At 33.7% G+C, this 20,496-nt stretch carries 14 protein-coding genes; 7 read left to right on the top strand and 7 right to left on the bottom strand.

Annotated features, from left to right (window positions below):
• Nucleotides 1-5: 5 nt before the first annotated feature.
• From ACFS3A_RS18110 to ACFS3A_RS18090, 5 genes are all read right to left on the bottom strand, one after another.
• Entirely contained in the window at nucleotides 6-3,002 is a 2,997-nt protein-coding gene (locus ACFS3A_RS18110; RefSeq protein ID WP_379826976.1) for a sensor histidine kinase, read from the bottom strand.
• Nucleotides 2,986-3,741: a LytR/AlgR family response regulator transcription factor gene (locus ACFS3A_RS18105; RefSeq protein ID WP_379826975.1), complete on the bottom strand. Its 756-nt coding sequence runs from the start codon at nucleotides 3,739-3,741 to the stop codon at nucleotides 2,986-2,988. Before ACFS3A_RS18105 ends, ACFS3A_RS18110 begins: the two co-directional genes overlap by 17 nt.
• A 77-nt stretch (nucleotides 3,742-3,818) precedes the next feature.
• Entirely contained in the window at nucleotides 3,819-5,603 is a 1,785-nt protein-coding gene (locus tag ACFS3A_RS18100; RefSeq protein ID WP_379826974.1) for a chloride channel protein, read from the bottom strand.
• Nucleotides 5,604-5,675: 72 nt separating this feature from the next.
• Entirely contained in the window at nucleotides 5,676-7,355 is a 1,680-nt protein-coding gene (ggt, locus tag ACFS3A_RS18095; RefSeq protein WP_379826973.1) for a gamma-glutamyltransferase, read from the bottom strand.
• A 32-nt stretch (nucleotides 7,356-7,387) separates the two neighbouring features.
• Nucleotides 7,388-7,972: an acyl carrier protein phosphodiesterase gene (locus tag ACFS3A_RS18090; RefSeq protein ID WP_379826972.1), complete on the bottom strand. Its 585-nt coding sequence runs from the start codon at nucleotides 7,970-7,972 to the stop codon at nucleotides 7,388-7,390.
• 205 nt (nucleotides 7,973-8,177) lie between these two features.
• Here ACFS3A_RS18090 and glmM point away from each other — a divergent pair, with 205 nt between their 5' ends.
• The gene (gene glmM / locus ACFS3A_RS18085; protein WP_379826971.1) at nucleotides 8,178-9,566 is read left to right on the top strand and encodes a phosphoglucosamine mutase; all 1,389 of its coding nucleotides are present in this window, start codon (nucleotides 8,178-8,180) and stop codon (nucleotides 9,564-9,566) included.
• 81 nt (nucleotides 9,567-9,647) lie between these two features.
• Here glmM and ACFS3A_RS18080 read toward each other — a convergent pair whose 3' ends face one another.
• Nucleotides 9,648-10,520: a lysophospholipid acyltransferase family protein gene (locus ACFS3A_RS18080; protein WP_379826970.1), complete on the bottom strand. Its 873-nt coding sequence runs from the start codon at nucleotides 10,518-10,520 to the stop codon at nucleotides 9,648-9,650.
• A 112-nt stretch (nucleotides 10,521-10,632) separates the two neighbouring features.
• Here ACFS3A_RS18080 and ACFS3A_RS18075 point away from each other — a divergent pair, with 112 nt between their 5' ends.
• The 4 genes from ACFS3A_RS18075 (at nucleotide 10,633) to ACFS3A_RS18060 (ending at nucleotide 13,155) form a co-directional block, all read left to right on the top strand.
• On the top strand, nucleotides 10,633-11,271 hold the full coding sequence (locus ACFS3A_RS18075) for a rhomboid family intramembrane serine protease (RefSeq protein ID WP_379826968.1): 639 nt from the start codon (nucleotides 10,633-10,635) through the stop codon (nucleotides 11,269-11,271).
• Nucleotides 11,272-11,322: 51 nt separating this feature from the next.
• Nucleotides 11,323-12,012 carry an SIMPL domain-containing protein gene (locus ACFS3A_RS18070; RefSeq protein WP_179005101.1) on the top strand — a complete coding sequence of 230 codons (690 nt, stop codon included), beginning with the start codon at nucleotides 11,323-11,325 and terminating at the stop codon, nucleotides 12,010-12,012.
• Between the two features lie 108 nt (nucleotides 12,013-12,120).
• Nucleotides 12,121-12,690, top strand: coding sequence for a Crp/Fnr family transcriptional regulator (locus ACFS3A_RS18065; RefSeq protein WP_379826967.1), 570 nt, complete (start codon nucleotides 12,121-12,123; stop codon nucleotides 12,688-12,690).
• Nucleotides 12,691-12,765: 75 nt separating this feature from the next.
• Nucleotides 12,766-13,155 carry a RidA family protein gene (locus ACFS3A_RS18060; RefSeq protein ID WP_379826966.1) on the top strand — a complete coding sequence of 130 codons (390 nt, stop codon included), beginning with the start codon at nucleotides 12,766-12,768 and terminating at the stop codon, nucleotides 13,153-13,155.
• Between the two features lie 64 nt (nucleotides 13,156-13,219).
• On the opposite strand, the gene ACFS3A_RS18055 is transcribed toward ACFS3A_RS18060, so the two are convergent.
• Complete coding sequence (locus tag ACFS3A_RS18055; RefSeq protein ID WP_379826965.1) at nucleotides 13,220-15,901, bottom strand: T9SS type A sorting domain-containing protein; 2,682 nt, start codon at nucleotides 15,899-15,901, stop codon at nucleotides 13,220-13,222.
• A gap of 634 nt (nucleotides 15,902-16,535) precedes the next feature.
• Here ACFS3A_RS18055 and ACFS3A_RS18050 point away from each other — a divergent pair.
• Together ACFS3A_RS18050 and ACFS3A_RS18045 are read left to right on the top strand one after the other, a co-directional pair.
• Nucleotides 16,536-18,491, top strand: coding sequence for an alpha-galactosidase (locus ACFS3A_RS18050; RefSeq protein ID WP_379826964.1), 1,956 nt, complete (start codon nucleotides 16,536-16,538; stop codon nucleotides 18,489-18,491).
• Between the two features lie 11 nt (nucleotides 18,492-18,502).
• Nucleotides 18,503-20,488 (top strand): sialate O-acetylesterase, encoded by a 1,986-nt coding sequence (locus tag ACFS3A_RS18045; RefSeq protein ID WP_379826963.1) that lies wholly within the window; start codon nucleotides 18,503-18,505, stop codon nucleotides 20,486-20,488.
• Nucleotides 20,489-20,496: the final 8 nt, after the last annotated feature.

The raw sequence follows: 20,496 nt of genomic DNA, 5'->3' as shown, positions 1-20,496 counted from the left end.
AAATATTAAACCAGTAACAAAATAGTTACAATTGTTCCCTGATTTTCTGTAAAGGAAATTTCTATAGAATTGTTCTTAGAATCCTGCAAAAGAGAAAGCCGCTCTTTGGTTAACTGAATTCCTTTTGATTGATGGAGTTTGTTTTTTTTGGAAGCATTTAAACTCATTCCGTTGTCTATTATTTTACATTCCAGAATAGTTTCTGAAATCATTTGAAACGAAATGATCAATTTCGGAGCGATACTGGATTCGTTGAAAGCGTGTACAAAAACATTTTCAACAAAAGGCTGTAAAAGCATTGTTGGGATTTTTGTAAAACAAGTATCAACTTCTTCCGAGATTTTAATTTCAAAATCTATCCTATTGTCAAAACGCATGTTTTCGATCGTGATGTAGGCTTCCAGATATTCTATTTCTTCGTCGATCGTAATGAGTTGTTTGGATGAATTTTCCAGTGTTTTTCTAATTAATTTTGAAAATTCACTTATATAGAGTAACGAGTTGTCAATATCGCTGCTTACAATAAAATCCTGAATGGCATTCATAGCATTAAAAGTAAAATGCGGATTCATTTGGCTCAATAATGCTTCAAGTTTCGTTTCTGCAATACGACGCTGAATGATGATTTTTTCATTCGATTTCCTTTTTATCCGAATAAAGATATAAATCAATACTCCGGATAAAACAATAATTACTATGGTGATAAACCACCAGCTTAACCAGAATGGAGGCTGAATTTTTATTTGCAGGATGCTGAAAAATCTTGATTTTCCGGCATTCATATCAAAAACTTCAATATCTAAATTGTAGTTTCCGGAAGGAAGATACGGTAAAAATAAATTGGTCTTTTCGCTATAAGGGCTCCAGCGATTATTTTCATTTAATCGATACCTAAATTTTAATTTGTTAGGAAATGAATGCCCTTTGGGAACAAAATCTATTGAAAAAGAATTGTGTTTGTAATCTGAAATTAACTGCTTTGGATTGTATCTAAACCATTTATATGCTGAAGGTTTTAATGGAATGTTATTGATTGCTATTTTGCTGATTCCGATTTCAGAAACGGTCAATTGAGCGGCAATCAAACGGTTTAAATCTATGGTATAATAACCTTTTTTTGTTCCAAGCCATAAGGTATTGTCAAAAATTTGAGACGTTGTAATGCTGCAATCTTTTAAACCTTGCTCTTTATCAATTAGTCTGATAATACCATCTTTATAAATATTGATTCCTTTTTCGGTTCCTATCAGAATAAAATCTTTATAAGATTCGAGAAACAAAATGGTACTTCCGATAATCTGTTTTTTCGAAATCGTTTTTAAGACTTTAAAAGATTTGGAATCGTCAACGACAAAAACATCACCAAATTCAGCCGCTAAAATAAGTTGACCTTTATTGTTTTTTGTAATGTGCTTAAACTTTTTTTCTTTCCAGATTCCGTCAGCTAAATACGATTGGAATTCACCATTTCTATAGACGTATAAGCCATTAAAAACAGATAATAGATACGTTTTGTTATTGTTCGTCAGGATTTTTACGATGTATTGCGGAGTGTTTTTTTCGAACTTTGAATAATGAGTGTTTTCTAGTGTTTTTAAGTTTTCATAAACTCGGGTTCCTGCATAGGTAATAGTTTCGATTAGTTTATTATCGTATGTAAAACCAATTTTTAAACTGTGTTTAGGTAAATAATTAATTAGTTTATAGTTTTTATCAATTTCAAAAATTCCAATATTGCTGTTAATCCAAAAAGAGTTTTGATTTTTTACAATTTCGTAAAATTCAATTTCATTTGCCGGAATATTAAAATTCAATTCAAAATCTCTTGATTCTGGTGATTGTTTACTAAAAATATTTTTTCCTTTTTTATAAAAACTCATTTCAGTTTTCTTAAAATCTTCAAGTGAAATTGATTTTATAATCTGTTGTTTTGAGTTTAGAACTTTTATACCTCGGGTTTCTAAAACTAATTTAGCATCGTTGAAACTTTCAAAATCTATAATGGCTGAACTTTCAAAAGAGTTGTAGTTGATAATTCTATTCAGTCTTACCTGATAAATTCCATTATTGTTAGAACCAACATAAAGTATATCGTTAAATTGATCGTAGACAACATTTAATAATACTTTAGAATCAATTCCGTATGCGACAGAAACATCCGTCATTTTATTTTCTCCAATAGTATAAAGTCCTCCGTCAGGTGTATATACGCCCCAAGCTGCTGCAAAAATGGTATCTCTTTTATCTTTTGCAAATTGCCACACAAAAGATTTTCCAAAATTTACAGCCGATTTGTCACCTTTTGAAATTTTTTCAAAGTCAAATTTGTTAATATGACCTTCGTTTCCGCTATAAAGTGTGGAACCAAAGAGACCTAACGAATACGAGTTTTTATGCAAAATGACAGGTACAATACGAGGAACGGAAGTTGATTCATCAATTTTAAATAAACCTTCAAAGGTTGAAGTAAAATATACGATACCATTATATTCAACAAAGGCTATAGAAATAAAATCTTCTTTATGCGGCGGAACTTTTGGAGTTATAAGTTTGTTTGTTTTGATGTCAATTATAGATACGCCTTGTTCTGTACCAACATAAACTTTGCCTTTAAAAGGGAAAACTTTTCTTGTTTTATTTGCAAGAAGTCCATGTTTGGTTGTAAAAACCGTAAACTTTTTACCATCAAATTTACTTACGCCTCCGCCATAACTGGCGAACCACATATTTCCATCAGAATCTTCACTAATATCCCAACAACTATTATGTCCCAAACCGTTGCTTTCATCAATGGTGGTAAAAGTTCCGTTTTCCATTCTGGAAACACCATTTTCGGTGCCGATCCATAAAATGTTTTTTGAATCCAAAAACAGAGAACGAACCGCATTATTAGGCAAGCCATCTGAAGTTGTGAAATTTGTAGATGGAAAATATTGACCAAAAGTAAATAATGTACTAAAAAGAAAAAAGAGCTGAAAAAGAATCTTATTTGGTGATGGCATCAATAAGCTCTTTTTTATTAAATGATTTGTCTGAAACAGGAATTTCGTCGCCGGAAGTCATTTCTAAAACATAAACATCAGACTTGAAATTCTTTACATATTCGGTATTAATCAAATAGCTTCTGTGTACTTTTAGAAAATTGATTTCAGATTCTAATAATTCACCTACTTCTTTAAAGGATTTTGAGGTATAGTGTTGTTGTTCTGTGGTTTGAATGAAAGTGTAAGAGCCATCAGATTTACAGAAGATAATTTGATTTATATGAATTATTTCAAAACCAGTTTTGTTAGGAAATGCAATTCTTTGTTTCCCGGAAGTAGGCTGACTTAAATTTTCAGCCAATAACTGATATCGGTTTGTGTTGAGCTTTTTTTCTAAAACAGATTCAAGCCTGTTAATAGCTGTTTTAAGATCTTGAAAATTAATTGGTTTTAAAAGATAATCTAAAGCACTTTTGCGAATTGCTTCAATTGCAAATTCTTTATGAGCTGTCGTAAAAATGATTTCAAAAGGAATGTTCTCAAATTGAGAAAGCAATTCGAAACCGTTTTCATCCGGCATTTGAATATCCAGAAAAACAAGATGTGGATTTTTCTCTTTTATCGAAATTAAAGCCGAAGCAACAGAATTACACTCATCAACGATTTCGATTTTATCTGATAAATAACGATTGCATAATTTTTTTAACAAACGACGACCGCCTGATTCATCATCAACAATAATGGCTTTAATTTTCATAATAGACTTTGGTGGTATTTGGTTTATTGTTTTTGGAAAGAAAAGAAATTATTGATTTGGGGTTATTAAATTAAGTCTTATTCAATCGTCATAGCTCTAAGTTTGGTTCGATAAGCCTCAAGCGCTATAGATTTGGAAATGAAACCATAATATTTTCCATTTCTTAAAACCGGAAGAAATGCCGATTTAGATTTTTCGAATTTACTCATTACAATTTCCATGCTGTCAAAAGAAGAAATGGTAGCAAGAGGTGTTTTCATCACATCTTTTATCAGCGTATATTTTACTCTGTAAGAATTAAAGATAATCTCTCTGATATCATTAAAATGGACTACGCCAACCAGTTCTTTTTCATTGTCAACAACTGCAAAAACGACTTGATTGGAATGTGAAATAAGATCAACCAGTTTGCTTAGATTTTCTTCAGGATGAACCGTCAGATAATCGCACTGAATAATAGTATCAATATCTAAAGTCGATAAGATATTGGAGTCTTTGTTACTGGTAAATGCATGACCTTTTTTTGCCAGTCCTTTTACGTCAAGCGAATATTTCTCATAGCGTTTAGAAATCGCAAAACTGATAGAAGAAACAATCATAAGCGGAATCATTAATCCGTAACCTCCTGTAATTTCAGCAATTAAGAATATCGCAGTTAATGGAGCATGAAATAAACCACTTAGAATCCCGGCCATTCCAACCATTGTAAAATTGGTAATCGGAAGTTTAGATAAACCAATCATAGTGATAAATTTAGAAAAGAAGTATCCTAAATAAGAACCCAAAAATAGAGAAGGAGCAAAGTTTCCTCCATTTCCACCGCTTCCAAGAGTTAGTCCTGAAGCAAAAACTTTCATCATCATAGTGGCACCAACAAAAAGCAGTAAAACCCACTGATTGTTTCTAAAATCTGCGAAAAGGGTATTGTCTAATAATTTTCCGGGATCGGTTTCAGATAAAGTTCGAATACTTTCGTAACCTTCACCAAATAGAGTTGGAAAAACAAAAATCAGTAATGCTAAAAGTGACGAACCAATTAAGGCTTTTTTATAAGGATTGATTTGTTGTTTGGAGAAATAATGCTCAACTCTTTGGAAATTTCGGGAATAATAAATCGCTGTAAGTCCTGTAAGTACTCCTAATATTACGTAAAAAGGAATATTGTGATAATCGAAAGTTTCTTGTTTTTTAAAACTTAAAAGGATGCTTTCATCCAGAACAATAGCAGAAACTAATGCACCGGTTGCAGCAGAAATCATTATAGGAGTAAAAGCAGAAATACTGACATCAACCAATAAAACTTCAATAGCAAAAAGAACACCGGCAATAGGAGCGTTAAAAGCAGCAGCGATTCCGGCAGCAACTCCGCAACCGATCAATAAAGTTCGGTCTTTATACTGCATCTTATAATTTTGAGCATAATTGGAACCAAATGCAGCTCCTGTAATTACAATCGGGCTCTCAAGACCTGCGGAACCTCCTAAACCAACCGTCAACGAACTCGTTACAATTTGAGCATACATTTGTTTTCTGGGAATTATACTTGCTTTTTTTGCTACAGCATAAAGGATTTGGGAAGTACCTTTTTGAATGGTTCCGTTTAAGACTTTTTTAACCACAAAAACGGTTAACAGAATTCCGACAATAGGCAAAATACTATTGATGAAACTCAGTTTAAGGATTCCGTTAATATAAGTTGCAAAAGAAAAAACGCTGTGTGCGAAAGTTTTAAGTACAATAACAGCAAAAGAACAAGATATTCCGATAAGAACGCTCGATAAAAAGAGAAACTGCTTTGGTGTCAGTAAGGATTGTGCCAAAGCAATGATGCTTTCTAGTCGTCTAAAATATTTTTTGAGCATTCTGTTTTAAAATTATCGTTCTTACAAAATTAGACTATAATCTTAGATTAAAAAAATAAAAACTCAGTTCTGTTAGAAACCTACAGCTTTGTCATCTCCTCTAAAGTCGGCTCCTCCTTCTAATTTGTTGTCTGGTAAAACTAAAATAGCATCGACTTTTCCAATAATTGGAGTTGGTTTTTCATTGATTAAATAATTTTTAGCTTTAAGCTGATCAATTGTTTTTGACTCAAAAGTATTAGGTTCAAAAGTGATTAAATCAGGTAACCACTGATGATGAAAACGAGGTGCATTTACGGCTTCCTGCATGCTCAGATTATATTCGTAAACATTTAAAATAGTTTGCAAAACCGAAGTAATAATGGTAGAACCTCCAGGAGTTCCCACAACCATAAATAATTTTCCGTCTTTTTCTACAATGGTTGGTGTCATCGAACTTAACATACGTTTTTGCGGTGCAATGCTGTTGGCTTCATTTCCAACCAAACCAAACATATTGGGAGAACCCGGTTTAGCGCTAAAATCGTCCATTTCGTTGTTCAAAAAGAAACCTAATTCGTCACAATAATATTTTGAACCGTAACCGTCATTTAAAGTTGTTGTTGCTGCAATGGCATTTCCAAATTGATCGACAATAGAATAGTGTGTGGTTTCTGTACTTTCGGCGTAATTGACTTTTCCTTCTTTTATTTCTGTAGATAAAGTGGCTTTTTCAGGATTAAAACTGGACATTCTGTCTTTTAAATAATTTTGATCAAATAATTCCTTAATCGGAATTTTTACAAAATCAGGATCTCCCAAAAAGTAACTCCTATCTGCATAAGCTCTTCTTTCAGCTTCCACAATAACCTGAATGGCATCGGGAGAATTATGTCCCATTTTGGCTAAATCGTAAGGTTCAAGCATTTTTAGAATTTGTGCCAGACAGATTCCGCCGCTGCTTGGTGGAGACATTGATGTAATTTTTAAATTCTTATAAGTAAACTGTAGTGGTTTTCGCCATTTTGCTTCATATTTGGCTAAATCCTGCATCGTTATAATACCCCCTTTTTTCTGAAGATAATCTACCAGAATTTTTGCTGTTTCTCCTTTATAAAATTCGTTTCTTCCTTTCTTTTGAATTCTTCTTAAAGTCTTAGCCAGTGCCAGATATTTGATCGTATCATTTTCTTTGAAAGTTCCTGATAAAAGAGAATTTTCGCCATTAATCTTTACAATTTTATCATGATAATCATTTAGACTTTTTTCTTGTTTTTTCGTCACTACGACACCTCTTTCCGCCAAAGCAATTACAGGTTCTAAAATTTTAGCAATAGGCATGGTTCCGTACTTTTTATGAACAGCAAAAACTCCGGCGATAGTTCCGGGAACTCCAATCGCAAGCGCTGTTTCGGTGCTTTTTCCTTTTATAACATTTCCTTCACTGTCTAAAAACATATCTTTTGTTGCAGCCAATGGCGCTTTTTCACGATAATCCAGAGAACCGACTTCGCCATTTGCTTTTCGGTACACCATAAAACCGCCGCCGCCAATATTTCCTGCAAAGGGAAAAGCAACTGCCAATGCTAATTCTGTTCCAACCATAGCATCAAAAGCATTACCACCTCGTTTCATAATGTCTGAACCAACTTTTGAAGCTTCTTCACGAGCTGAAACGACCATTGCTTTGGTTACAACTAATCCTGTGGGATTTGCCTGCTGAGCATTAGCATTAATATAAATAAGAGCTACTAGGAGCGTAATTTTTTTCATGTGTAACGAATTTATAATGGAAAACAAAGTTGTTAAAGCGTAATCAATTTTGCTTTGGCTTGTATTTTTATTTCTTCAAAAAAGGAGGTGAATTCTTCTTCAAAATCTTCATAAAACTCATTTAGCTCTTCTACCGCAAATTGCATTTTAGAAATATTTTTAGATCTGCGGTCCATTTGAGTCAGAATTTGATGGATTCCTTCGGTTGTACGATAACTTAAAAGCCAGTTTCTTTCAATCATGTACGGCATTAGTCCCTGGGTTTTTTCCGTTAGAATATCGTAATTATCATGTAATGAATTGTAGAAACGATTAATAAAACTTTCTAACTTTTCATCAGAATAGTTGGTCCAGTTTTTCGCCAGAAAATGATCGTAAACAATATCCACAATAACTCCTGAATAATGATGGTATCTGTCGTGTAGTCTTTTGGTGCTTTTTCTGAAAATATCGTGAGAATCGGTATAAGTGTCAATGAATCGATGCAGTAAAATTCCTCTTTGAACATCTTCGGGAAAATGTTCAAATTGTTTTCCGCGAATTCCATCGGCCATAAAATTCCCGATTTTAATCAAATCATTTTCTCCAGAAAGATATATATGGGCTAAGAAATTCATTTTCGTATAGAGTTGCTGAGAATCCTAGTGGCTAAGTTTCTAAGTTATTTTAGTAAATGTATAAAAACTTTTTTAAATCATTTTGTTATAAAAACACGCAATGAAAGTGCTTTCTTATAAGTTAAAATTGAAATCTTAGAAACTTAGTACCTTAGTAACCCGGTAACTTTTTTATATTTGTAAAAAATAACCCTAACTCACAAAAATGACTCTAATAAAATCTATTTCTGGAATCCGTGGGACGATCGGAGGAAAAGTAGGAGATAATTTGACTCCTGTTGATGCAGTGAAGTTTGCATCGGCATACGGAACTTTCTTAAAAAATAATATTGCTAAAGATAAATTGACCGTTGTAATTGGGCGTGATGCCAGAATTTCAGGGCCAATGATTCATAATTTGGTTGTAAATACTTTAATTGGTTTAGGAATCAATGTGATTGATCTTGGTCTTTCTACAACCCCAACAGTTGAAGTGGCTGTTCCGTTAGAAAAAGCAGATGGCGGAATTATCTTAACAGCTTCTCATAATCCAAAACAATGGAATGCCTTAAAATTATTAAATGCTAAAGGAGAATTCTTAAGCGGTGCTGATGGCGCTAAAATTTTAGAAATTGCTGAAGCAGAAGCATTCGATTTTTCTGACGTTGATAGTTTAGGAGAAATTATTTCGAATGATGCTTATATGGATATTCATATTGACGAAGTTTTGAACTTGCCTTTGGTTGATATTGAAGTTGTTAAAGAAGCTAAATTTAAAGTGGTTGTTGATGGAGTAAATTCATCAGGAGGAATTATTATTCCAAAACTTCTGAAACAAATGGGCGTGGAAGTAGTAGAATTATATTGCGAACCAAACGGACATTTTCCTCACAATCCAGAACCTTTAAAAGAACATTTAACTGATATTTCTGAATTGGTTGTAAAAGAAAAAGCGGATTTCGGAATCGTAGTAGATCCGGATGTGGATCGTTTGGCTTTTATCAGCGAAGATGGAGAAATGTTTGGTGAAGAATATACACTGGTTGCTGTAGCAGATTATGTTTTAAGTAAAACTCCTGGAAATACAGTTTCGAACATGTCATCTTCCCGTGCATTGAGAGATGTTACAAAAGCCCACAACGGAAACTACGAAGCAAGTGCAGTAGGAGAGGTAAATGTGGTTGAATTAATGAAGAAAAACAACGCTGTAATTGGAGGTGAAGGAAACGGTGGAATTATCTATCCTGAATTACACTACGGACGTGATAGTTTGGTTGGAGTTGCTTTGTTTTTAACACATTTGGCAAACAAAAAAATGTCAGTTGCTGCATTGAGAGCTTCTTACCCGGAATATTATATGAGTAAAAATAAAATCGAATTGACACCACAAATTGATGTTGATGCTATTTTAACTCAAATGACAGAGAAATATAAAAATGAAGATATTTCTACCATTGATGGTGTAAAAATTGATTTTGCGACAGAATGGGTTCATTTAAGAAAATCAAATACAGAACCAATTATCCGTATTTATACAGAAGCTCCTTCTCAGGATGCGGCAGATAAATTGGCACTTCGTATTATTGACGAAATTAAAGTAATTGCCGGAATCTAAGATTCTGGTGTTTAAATAAGAAAAGCCTTTTTAGATTGATTTCTAAAGAGGCTTTTTTAGTTTTTAGTATTCTAAAAATTATTACGCAATACGATGTTTCCATCTTTTATGCGTCCATAAATAGAACTCCGGTTTGGCAAGAATTTGTTTTTCTACTTCTTTTAAATACATTTCTGTAATCTCGAAATCTTCAAAATCCTTTGGATTATCAGCAAGAGATAAAAAGGTTGCTTCATAAAAACCTCTCTTAACTTTTTCGACTTTGACCATTATGACTGCCAGATCATATTTTTTTGCCAGCATTTCTGCTCCCGTGTGTACAGGAACTTCAACTCCCATAAATTTCATTGAGTGAAAAATTCTATCCAATTTTGGTGATTGATCACTTGCCAGACCATACATACTTAAAACTCCGTTACGCTGGTTTTGAGCCATGGTTGGAATTGCTTTTCTGGTTTCGATCATTTCGGTATTGTATTTTGAACGGATTTTTCGAACCAATTTATCAAAATAAGGATTCGCTAATTTCTTATAAACCGCAACTCCCTGAAATCCAAGTTTAGGATTTATAGTTAAAAGCCATTCATAACTGGCATAATGAGAAGCTACAAGAATAACGCTTTTGCCTTTTTTAGCATAATCCAATACCAAATCAATGTTGGTTACGTGGAATCTTCTTTCCATTTCTGCAGGAGACATGCTCATTGTTTTAACCATTTCCAAAAACATATCACACATATGTTTGTAGAATTTTTTTTCAATGTCTTTTCTTTCAGCTTCACTTAAATGCGGTAAAGTAAGTGCCAGATTTTCGCGGACTACTTTTTTACGATATCCAATAACTCTGTAAATCAGAAAATATACAAAATCTGAGAATAAGTAAAATATCGGGAAAGGTAATATAGAGATTAGCCAAAGTAAGGGGTAGGCCAAAATATAAACAAGAAACTGCATGTAAATTTTTTTTACAAAGATAAATTAAAAATGATTAACGATTGATAATTTGCTTTCGTGCTAACTTATCTTTAAGAATGATTATATTTACAATTCACAATAATTTTGATTTATGAATATCATTTTAGTCGGTATTATCGTTGCCAACGCTATTATTAGTTACAAAGGTTTTAATGATCTTTCTTTTTTTAGAAAGTACGAATTTCATGTAGGAAGTATTCGTTCGGGAGAGCAATTTAGAATGCTTTCTTCCGGTTTTCTGCATGTCGATATGATGCATTTGATCTTCAATATGCTGACACTTTACTTTTTTGCTCCAGTTGTGCTGGAGTGGCTTGGAATTTTTTCTTTTGTCCTTATTTATTTTGGAAGTTTGATTTTTGGAAGTCTTCTTACGATGCTTTTTCATAAAAACGATTATAGTTATCGTGCTGTTGGTGCTTCCGGAGCTGTAACAGGAGTTTTGTATTCTGCGATATTATTAAGACCTGACATGATGCTTGGAATATTTTTTGTAATTCCGATGCCGGCCTATATTTTCGGAATTTTATATTTATTGTATTCTATTTACGGAATGAAAGCTAAAAATGATAATATTGGTCATACAGCTCACTTTGGTGGCGCTATAGGCGGTTATGTCATTACTTTAATAAAACAACCTTCCTTATTTGCAGACCAAACTATGATGGTAATTCTGCTTGCAATTCCGATTGTGATTCTTTTTGGAATGGCAAAATTGGGAAAATTGTAATGCTGGCATAACTTTTGAAAAGCCTTTAGTAAATATTAAAATTTAACAAAAATGAAAAAACTAGTATTATTTTTAACAATCATGTTTATGACTATGTCTTACGGCCAGGAAATCAAACAAATACCTCTAATCAATGTGAACGGGGAAGGAAAAGTAAAAGTAGCACCTGATCAGGTTTGTATTTCAGCTACGGTTGAAACAAAAGGGAATAATGCTAAAGACGTTAAAAAACAAAATGACGAAAAGATGGATGCTGTTTTAAAATTCATCAAAAAAATGAATGTACCAACAGCAGATTTCAAAACAAAACAAGTTTCTCTAAATCCGCAATATGATTATGAGAAAAAGAAAACGTCTTACAACGCTACACAAACGGTAGAAATTGTGGTAAAAGATTTGTCTAAATACGATGAATTAATGGAAGGTTTGGTTCAACAAGGAATTAACCGAATTGACAGAGTTTCTTTTGAGTCTTCTAAATTAGCACAATACCAATCTGAAGCCAGAAAACTAGCGATGAAAGATGCGAAAGTAAAAGCAGAAGAATACGTTTCTGTTTTAGGGCAAAAAGTAGGTAAAGCGTTTACTATTTCAGACAATTCACAAGTTTATCACCCACAGCCAATGTATGCTGCTATGAGAATGAAAGAAGCAGATTCCATGGGAGCTTCAAATGAAACTCTGGCAATTGGAGAAATTGAAATTACTGCAAATGTTAGTGTAAGTTTTGTTTTAGACTAAACGAATATAAAATTCCAATATTTAAAAATCCAAATTCCAGGTTTTCCGGGATTTGGATTTTTTGTTTTTAAAGCCACATTGATTTAATTTTACAATCAAAACCATTTTATGAATAATCCAGAACAATTTTTAAGAACGCATATAGAAAAAGTAGTTCCTCTGACAGATGAAGAAGCTGCTTTTGTAATAGCTCATTTTGTTTTGGAGAATTTTAGTAAAGGCCAACTTATTATTGAAGAGGGTAATGAAGTTCACAATGTATATTTTCTAACATCAGGACTTGTCAAATTAGTTTATGAAGATAGAGACGCTAAAAAACACATCGTTTCATTTGCGATGGAAGATTGGTGGGAAACTGATTTTCAGGCTTTTTACATGCAAAGTAAAGCCACACTGTCATTAGAATGCATTGAAGATACGATTGTATATAGTATTTCATTTGAAAACTTCGAAAAGCTTTGTAATGATTTACAGAAAATGGAGCGATTTTTTCTTAGAAAATCCATTGCAGGACATATTGGTTCACAAACCAGAATATTATCCTTTTTAACTTCAAATGCAAAAGAAAGATACGAACAGTTGCTTCTGAGAAATCCATCTTTATTACAGCGTGTTCCTAAAAGTTATTTAGCCTCTTATTTGGGAGTTTCCAGAGAAACGCTGAGCCGTCTTTTTTAAAGTTGTGATATTTATCACGCCATTAAAATAATTATCCTGCTGATTTTTGCCTCTGTTAATTTTAAAAATGTAAAGATGGAAAAAAGAGTAATAAATCCGTGGAAATGGCAGGATGCCAGAAATTATGTTCAGGCCGTTGAAGTTACAAATGTTCAGGGCACGTTGTATGTTTCCGGACAAACTGCGATTGATGAAAATGGAATTTCGAGCGATGCACCTATGAGAAGTCAATTGGAACAAACCTTGAAAAATCTGGAAAAAGTAATTTTTGAGGCAAATTACGAACTCAAAAACATTGTTCGATTGAATATTTACACGACAAACAGCGTAGCATTATTTGAAAATTTTGATGTTGTGCAAAATTGGATTCAAAATAATGATATAAAACAATCCAGTACTGTTTTGGAAGTAAAAAGTCTTTTTGAAACTTTACAGGTGGAACTGGAAGCAACAGTGGTAAAGTAATATTTAAAAAAATCCCTGATTTTTCATTTGATGAAAGATCAGGGATTTTTAAATTAATTATTTTTTATTGTTTAACAAACTTGAAGTTTTGTACAGGTTTTCCTGTTGCTGTTACTTTGATCATGTAAACTCCATTTGCCAGTCCGTTGATTGGTATTTCTGAACTAATCATGTCTTCTACCACAATAGATTTTTTCGACAGTTCTTTACCGCCCGCATCAAATATTGAAACCGTAGCCGAACCATTGATTGGATTTTCAAATTTAATCCTGAAAGCTGTTGAAGCCGGATTAGGAAAAATATAGTTGGTTGAAGCTGTTCTCCAATTGAAATTTGGAGTACTTAATACTGAACCGTCATATATTGCATATAAGGCAGCATCAGCCTGTGGTAATTGTACATTTAGTGTTCCTTGCGTCGTACTTGTAGTACCGGAGAATAATTCTTTAACATTGTAATTTCCGGAACCTAAGCCTAAACGACTTAGATTGATATTATTAACTACTGCGGCATTACTGTAATTAAATACAGCGACATAGGTAATATTGTCGTGTGTTGCCGAAAAAACGTTAGCAGCATTGTATCCTGTATTTCCATCAGCAGGAAGAAAATGTACATCATTACGTGCGGCATCCATGACATCATTATTTTGTAAAAGAGTCTGTGCTTTTGCTTTCCACGCGCCTGCTACAGAGAAATCATCACCACTGGTAACTGTTCCTGTTACTACGCTGCTTAATAATCTTGCACGATTTTCGCCTATTGAAGCATTGCCAAAAACAACATGATCAGCATCCAGATAATCATAAATCTGATTCTGCCACCAACCGTAAGTTGTACTGTTCAAAGTATAATCAGTATCGCTGATAGTTGCATAGGCATCACAGGCAATACGACGAACGTGTACAAAAGGACCTGTTGAGAGATTTGGAGAAATAGCAGCCTGTACCAGCATGGTTCCGTTGATTTGATCTATTAAATATTTCATCCCTTCCTGATAAGCCTCCATTCCCGTATGCACTTGATAATTTACAAAACTGTCTGCTTCGATACTGGCATGTGTTAGAAAATCAATTTTTACCATTTCAAATCCAGCAGTTTTGAAACGGTTTATAAAGTAGTTTATTCTAGCCTTAGTTCCCGGACTTGTTGGATCCATAGCATAAGCACCATCAAGTTCAAAAGGACTTCCATTAACCATAGTCCAACACTGATTGTATTGGTACGAACTTCCTTCAACCTGACGATTGTATTTGCCCCAATCTACAAAAGGAGCCCAGTAAATTCCGGCTTTAAAACCTTTGCTTTTTGCGTAAGTAACAAATTGTGCCAGCTGCGCATCTGTCATATTATCCCAATAAGAATCTAAATCGATAAATAATGTATTGTCTTCTGTTTTGTATGCCGGACAATCATCATGAAAAAAGTCTACTACTGCTTTGGCTTTAGTTAAGTTGATACTCGTTTGCATGGCACCCCAACTGTTCCAACCAATAGGTTTTGGAGCAGTCCAGTCAAAAATATATTTTGGCTGCATAGCGGCATTTGCCTGCGCAAATTCCTCAAGGCCAGTTCGCCAGTCGTCATTAGAACTAATCAATATTTTAGGAGACGGGCAGCTGGTTTGTCCAACGTTTACCCAGCCATGACCACGAGTGTCTCTGGTAACTTCTTTTTTGGTCCATCCCGCAATAACAGAAACATAAGCAGATGAAGAACCTCCGCCATTAACTATAATACCGGTTTTCCATTTGGTATGTTCAACAGAACCAATAGCCAAACCTTTACGGTTGGTATTGTTATAAATGCTGGTTACTTCTGAAGCCGTAAAATCTGCAGAACTAAGCGGATACGCATTGTAACGAACCCAGGCGTCATTGTCATAAGGCACAAATAATGCCCGGGAATCACCGCTTCCAAAATTTGGAGTTACTTCATAACTGGTTAAAGGAGACATTTTATAACAATTGGATCCATTTCCTGTAAGCGCAACTTGTACGGCGAGAGAGTTTTTAGCATTATAAGTGTAAAATATCTGCTGCATTCCAAGACTATAATTGCCGCTAAGAGTAAAAATATGTTTAGTACCGCTTCCGATATTATCTGTAAAGGATTCTGAAGTATAAACCGCTGTTGCAAAATTACTGCTAATATATTGCTGGTCACTATTGGCATAAGCAGACGCATTGGCAATTACAGTATTTCCGTTGAATTTAATGCTGTAAGTTTTAGTACCTAAATTATAAACTATACTATTGTTGGTACCAAAAGGAATAGTTTGAAGATTAGAAGAACTTATAGGGCTTAAAATAAACTTATCTAAATTGGGTGCCCATGAATTAGGATTATCCCAAAGTAGCGTAGTGGTACCGCTATTTAAATATACGCTTAAATTTTTTGAAGCTGCGGTACTCCAGCCACCACTGGGATCACAAGGAATGGCTATTGGTGTGGCTGAACCCGCAGTTAAACGAATTGTTCTTGGGTCTCCGGTGCAATAAAATAATTGAAGATTGTACCAGCCTGAAGAAGCTACGGTAGCATTGACAGATACACTGCTGTTACCGCCCAGATTACCAACAATTTTTCCGGAACAGGAATCGCAGTTTTGAATGTCGGCATTGTTGGTACGGGTGCCGTTTTCAAATTCGTAAGTTTGAGCCGAACCATAAACTGTCATTAAGAGGAGCAGAGCAGTAAAGATCCGTTTAATTGATAATTTTTCTTTTGTAATTTTTTCTTGCATAATAATTTAGGTTTAGATAGTTAAAATGCAGTACTATACTATACTGTGCTACAATGATAAGAAAAATAGCAATATATTGTTAAAAAAATGAATCTTTTTATTTCTTAGAATATTATAATTCCACTTTTCATTTTTAAATAATCTGTAAAAAAGAAGAATTCATTAAAGAAAATATTAGGCTAAAAATTTAATGAATTATAAAGGTTAGATTGTTTTTGGAAAGAAGAACAGGAATAATTAATCGAGACTGACTGCTGTATTTTTTGAAATTATTAGAATAAATTGTAAAATTCACAATTAATTCAGAAATAAAAATTTCCCTCTGATTCTTTAGTTTTGAACAGAATAAATTTGAACTAAATGCTTTATTATTAGATATAAAACTATGTTCTAATCCTTTTTTAAATTCTGAATTTAATTTTTTTTAAAGGCTTATTACTCAAATATTTCATTAAAATTTTTTTGAAGTGCTTGCGAAATAAATTATAATTTGTATCATTGTAGTATAGAATAGTATAATAACCGAAAAACATATTTAATGAAACACTATCCTTTTTCTATAAAAAAACTGTTTTTATCCATTTTTACAATGACTTTTTTCTGCATTTCGGCTTTCGCACAAAAGAGCTTTAAAATGGAATTTGGTAAAAACGGAATTATAATTTACAATTCAAAACAAAAAACAATTGAGGTTAGCCAATCTGGAAAAACTGTATTTAGCGGAGCAAAAGCTTCTGCTATTGTTAACGGAAAAGCGATAACTGCAGATTCATATCCTGATGCTGTTTTCGCAAAACAAACTATTAAAGATGATTTAGGAAACGGTTTAAAATATACCCTGACTTATAAAGAGAAAAATAACCCAACATTAATCCAGAGTTTTTATACATATAATAACAAGCCTTACTTTATAACTCAAATAGAAATAGTAAGCAACGGAACTCAAATTGAAACCAATTATATTTCACCATTAGATTTAGGTAAACTTGCTTTCGATAAAACTGAAAATCTGCATACCGTATTTGTTCCTTATGATAACGATGCTTTTATAAGTTACAATTCTAAAAAACTAGATACGATTTCTCAAAATACAAGTGCAGAGGTTGGAATTATATTCAATAACAATTCACGAAATGGCTTTATTGTAGGTTCGCTAGAACATACAGTTTGGAAAAGCGCTGTTAAAACAATCAATAAAAATAAAGAAGCACAATTTTCTGCCTGGGCCGGATTTTCAGAAAAAGAAATAACTCGTGACGAAATTGCGCACGGAATAATAAAAGGAGAAAAAGTTTTGTCTCCTAAATTCTTCGTTGGATATTACTCTGATTGGAGAGAAGGAATGGAAGAATATGGAAAAACAAATCGTATTATAGAAAAGCCTTTTGTTTTTGAATGGGATAAACCAACTCCCGTTGGCTGGAACAGCTGGGGTGTTTTAATGGAAAAAATCAATTTTGAAAACGCGACTAAAGTTGCCGATTTTTTTGCAAAAGAAATTCCGCAGTTTAGAGTAGGGAATACAGCTTTTATTGACTTAGATTCTTTTTGGGACAATATGGTAAAAGGCGGTTTTTCAGGAGATTTCAGTAAATTAAAAGAATTTGTAGACTACTGCAAAAGCAGAGGTTTAGAACCTGGAGCCTATTGGGCACCTTTTACAGATTGGGGTTGGAAAGACGGTCCAAACCGAAAAGCAGAAGGAAGTGATTATACTTTTGGAGAAATGTGGACGAAAACCGGAGATACTTATTTTGATTTTGACGGTGCCCGCGCAATTGATCCTACGCATCCGGGAACTCTTAAACGCGTTGATTATGTAATCAATAAACTGAAAGCTTGTGGTTTTAAGATGATAAAAATTGACTTTTTAGGTCACGCTGCAGCCGAATCGACTTCATTTTATGATAAAAATGTTACTACAGGAATGCAGGCTTATAAAATGGGAATGGAACATTTAGTAAAAGCACTAGATGGGCAAATGCTTATTTATGCTGCAATTTCTCCTAATATGGCCACAGCACGTTATGCTCACGTTCGCCGAATTGCCTGCGATGCCTGGAAAACAATTGAACAGACACAATACACCTTAAATAGTGTGAATTATGGCTGGTGGCAAACTTATTCGTACGATTATATAGATGCAGATCATGTCGTTTTTGCAGATGTTACAGAAGGAGAGAACCGCGCAAGATTAATTTCGTCAGTTATTACAGGAACATTAATCACAGGAGACGATTATAGCAAAGATGGAATCTGGAGCAAGCGTGCAAAAGAGTGGCTTCAGAATCAGGAATTGCTTAAAATTGTTGCCAATGGAGTGGCTTTTCGTCCTGTTGAAGGAAATACAGGAAAACAAACAACTGAAGTTTTCGAACAAAAAATAGGAAACGATTGGTATGTAGCGATTTTGAACTACGGATCTACCCCTAAAAACTATGCACTTCCATTAGAAAGGTTAGGGGTTAAGAAAGGAAATTACAAACTTCAAAATCTTTTTACTGCTAAGAATACAGAGGTGAAAAACAATATCATAATTTTAAGTTTGGGTTCCAAAGATGCGGGCTTATTTAAAATAGTAAAACGTTAATTTAAAGATTTATGAGAAAACATTTTTTTAAGAAAACGGCTTTAGTGTTTACCTTATTTATTCTTTCATCAAATGCAATAAGTGCTGCAGTTTCATTACCATCTTTCTTTACAGATAATATGGTATTGCAGCAAAAAAGTGCAGTTCCGTTTTGGGGAGAAAGTAATGGTAAATCAATAACTGTAACAACTTCTTGGGATAAAAAAACATATAAAACAAATGTTGTAAACGGTAAATGGAATGTGGTTTTGAAAACTCCTGTTTACGGTGGTCCTTATAGTATTGCAATAAACGATGGAGATTTAAAGACACTTCAAAACATTTTAATTGGAGAAGTTTGGCTGTGTTCCGGACAAAGTAATATGGAAATGCCTTTAGAAGGCTGGGGGAAAATCGATAATTATAAAGAAGAAATTGCAAATGCCGATTATCCTCAAATACGATTATTACAAGCCGAACATATCGAAAGTACTTTACCATTAAATACACTAAAAGTACAACACGATGGCTGGAATGTCTGCAGTCCTAAAACTATTGCCGATTTTAGTGCAACAGCTTATTTTTTTGCCAGAAAAATTTATCAGGAAAAAAAGATTCCAATCGGATTGATTCATTCTTCTTGGGGAGGAACATTAATAGAAGCATGGACAAGTTCTGGAGCGTTAAGTACCATTCATGATTTTGATGCTCAGATTGAAGCCATGAAATCAGAAGGAAGCAGAGAAACTTTAGAGAAAAAATACAATGCTGATTTAGCAGTTTGGCAAAAACATCTTACTAATGCAGATAAAGGATATCAGAACGAAAAAGCAATTTGGGCTTCAGTTGATTTTGACGATACTTCATGGAAAACAATGAAAGTACCTTCTTTTTTTGACAGCAACGGATTAGGAAATTTTGATGGCGTAGTTTGGTTTAGAAAAAAAGTAAATATTTCAGATACAAGTAAAGATTTTAATCTGAGTTATTTTGCTGATGATGACGATATAATTTGGGTTAACGGAAATTATATTGGAGAAACCAAAGGTTATAATGTAGAACGTCATTATATTATTCCGGCCAAATATTTGAAAAAAGGTGAAAACGTAATTGCCATTAGAGTTTTTGACGGATCAGGAAATGGAGGAATTTACGGAGATGAAAATATTGCTTTAAAATCAGAAAAAGAAACGATTGCATTATCTGGAGACTGGAGATACAGCATTGGTGCCGACAGCAAAGATTTGCCTGCAAAACCGTATTTGGCTCAAGGCCAAAATCGACCAAGCGCGATATACAATGCCATGATTGCGCCTTTGTTAGATTATAAAATAAAAGGAATAATCTGGTACCAGGGTGAGAGTAATGCCGAAAGAGCGCATCAATATCAAAAATTAATGCCTCTCTTGATAAATGATTGGCGAGATAAATTCAAAGATAAAAATCTTCCATTTTTCTTTGTACAGTTAGCTAATTATAAAGAGAAGAAAAAACAGCCAGGAGATTCAGATTGGGCAGAATTGAGAGAAGTACAATTTCTGACTTTAAAAGTTCCAAACACAGGAATGGCCGTTACAACCGATATTGGAAATGGAGAAGATATTCATCCGAAAAATAAACAAGATGTGGGAGGACGCTTGGCGAATATTGCTCTGGCGAAAGTGTATAATACCAAAATTGATTATTCAGGACCTCTTTATAAATCATATAAAATTGAACAAAACAGCATTATTCTGGATTTTGATTTTAATACAGGAATTAAAGCTAAAGAAGGTGTGCTGAAAGGATTTTCAATTGCAGGATCTGACCAGAAGTTTTATTGGGCAGAAGCAAAAATAGTGGATGGAAAAGTAGTGGATGGAAAAGTAGTGGTTTATGCTCAGGAAGTTTCAAATCCTGTGGCTGTAAGATACAATTGGGCAGACAATCCAGAAGGAAATTTAATCAATGCGTCAGGATTACCAGCTTCATCATTTAGAACAGATAATTGGAAAGGAATTACAGAAGGAAAAAAATAAAGAAATAA

The sequence above is a fragment of the Flavobacterium notoginsengisoli genome (assembly GCF_042686225.1).
Lineage (GTDB): Bacteria > Bacteroidota > Bacteroidia > Flavobacteriales > Flavobacteriaceae > Flavobacterium > Flavobacterium notoginsengisoli.
This window is presented reverse-complemented; position numbering and strand designations above follow the sequence as displayed.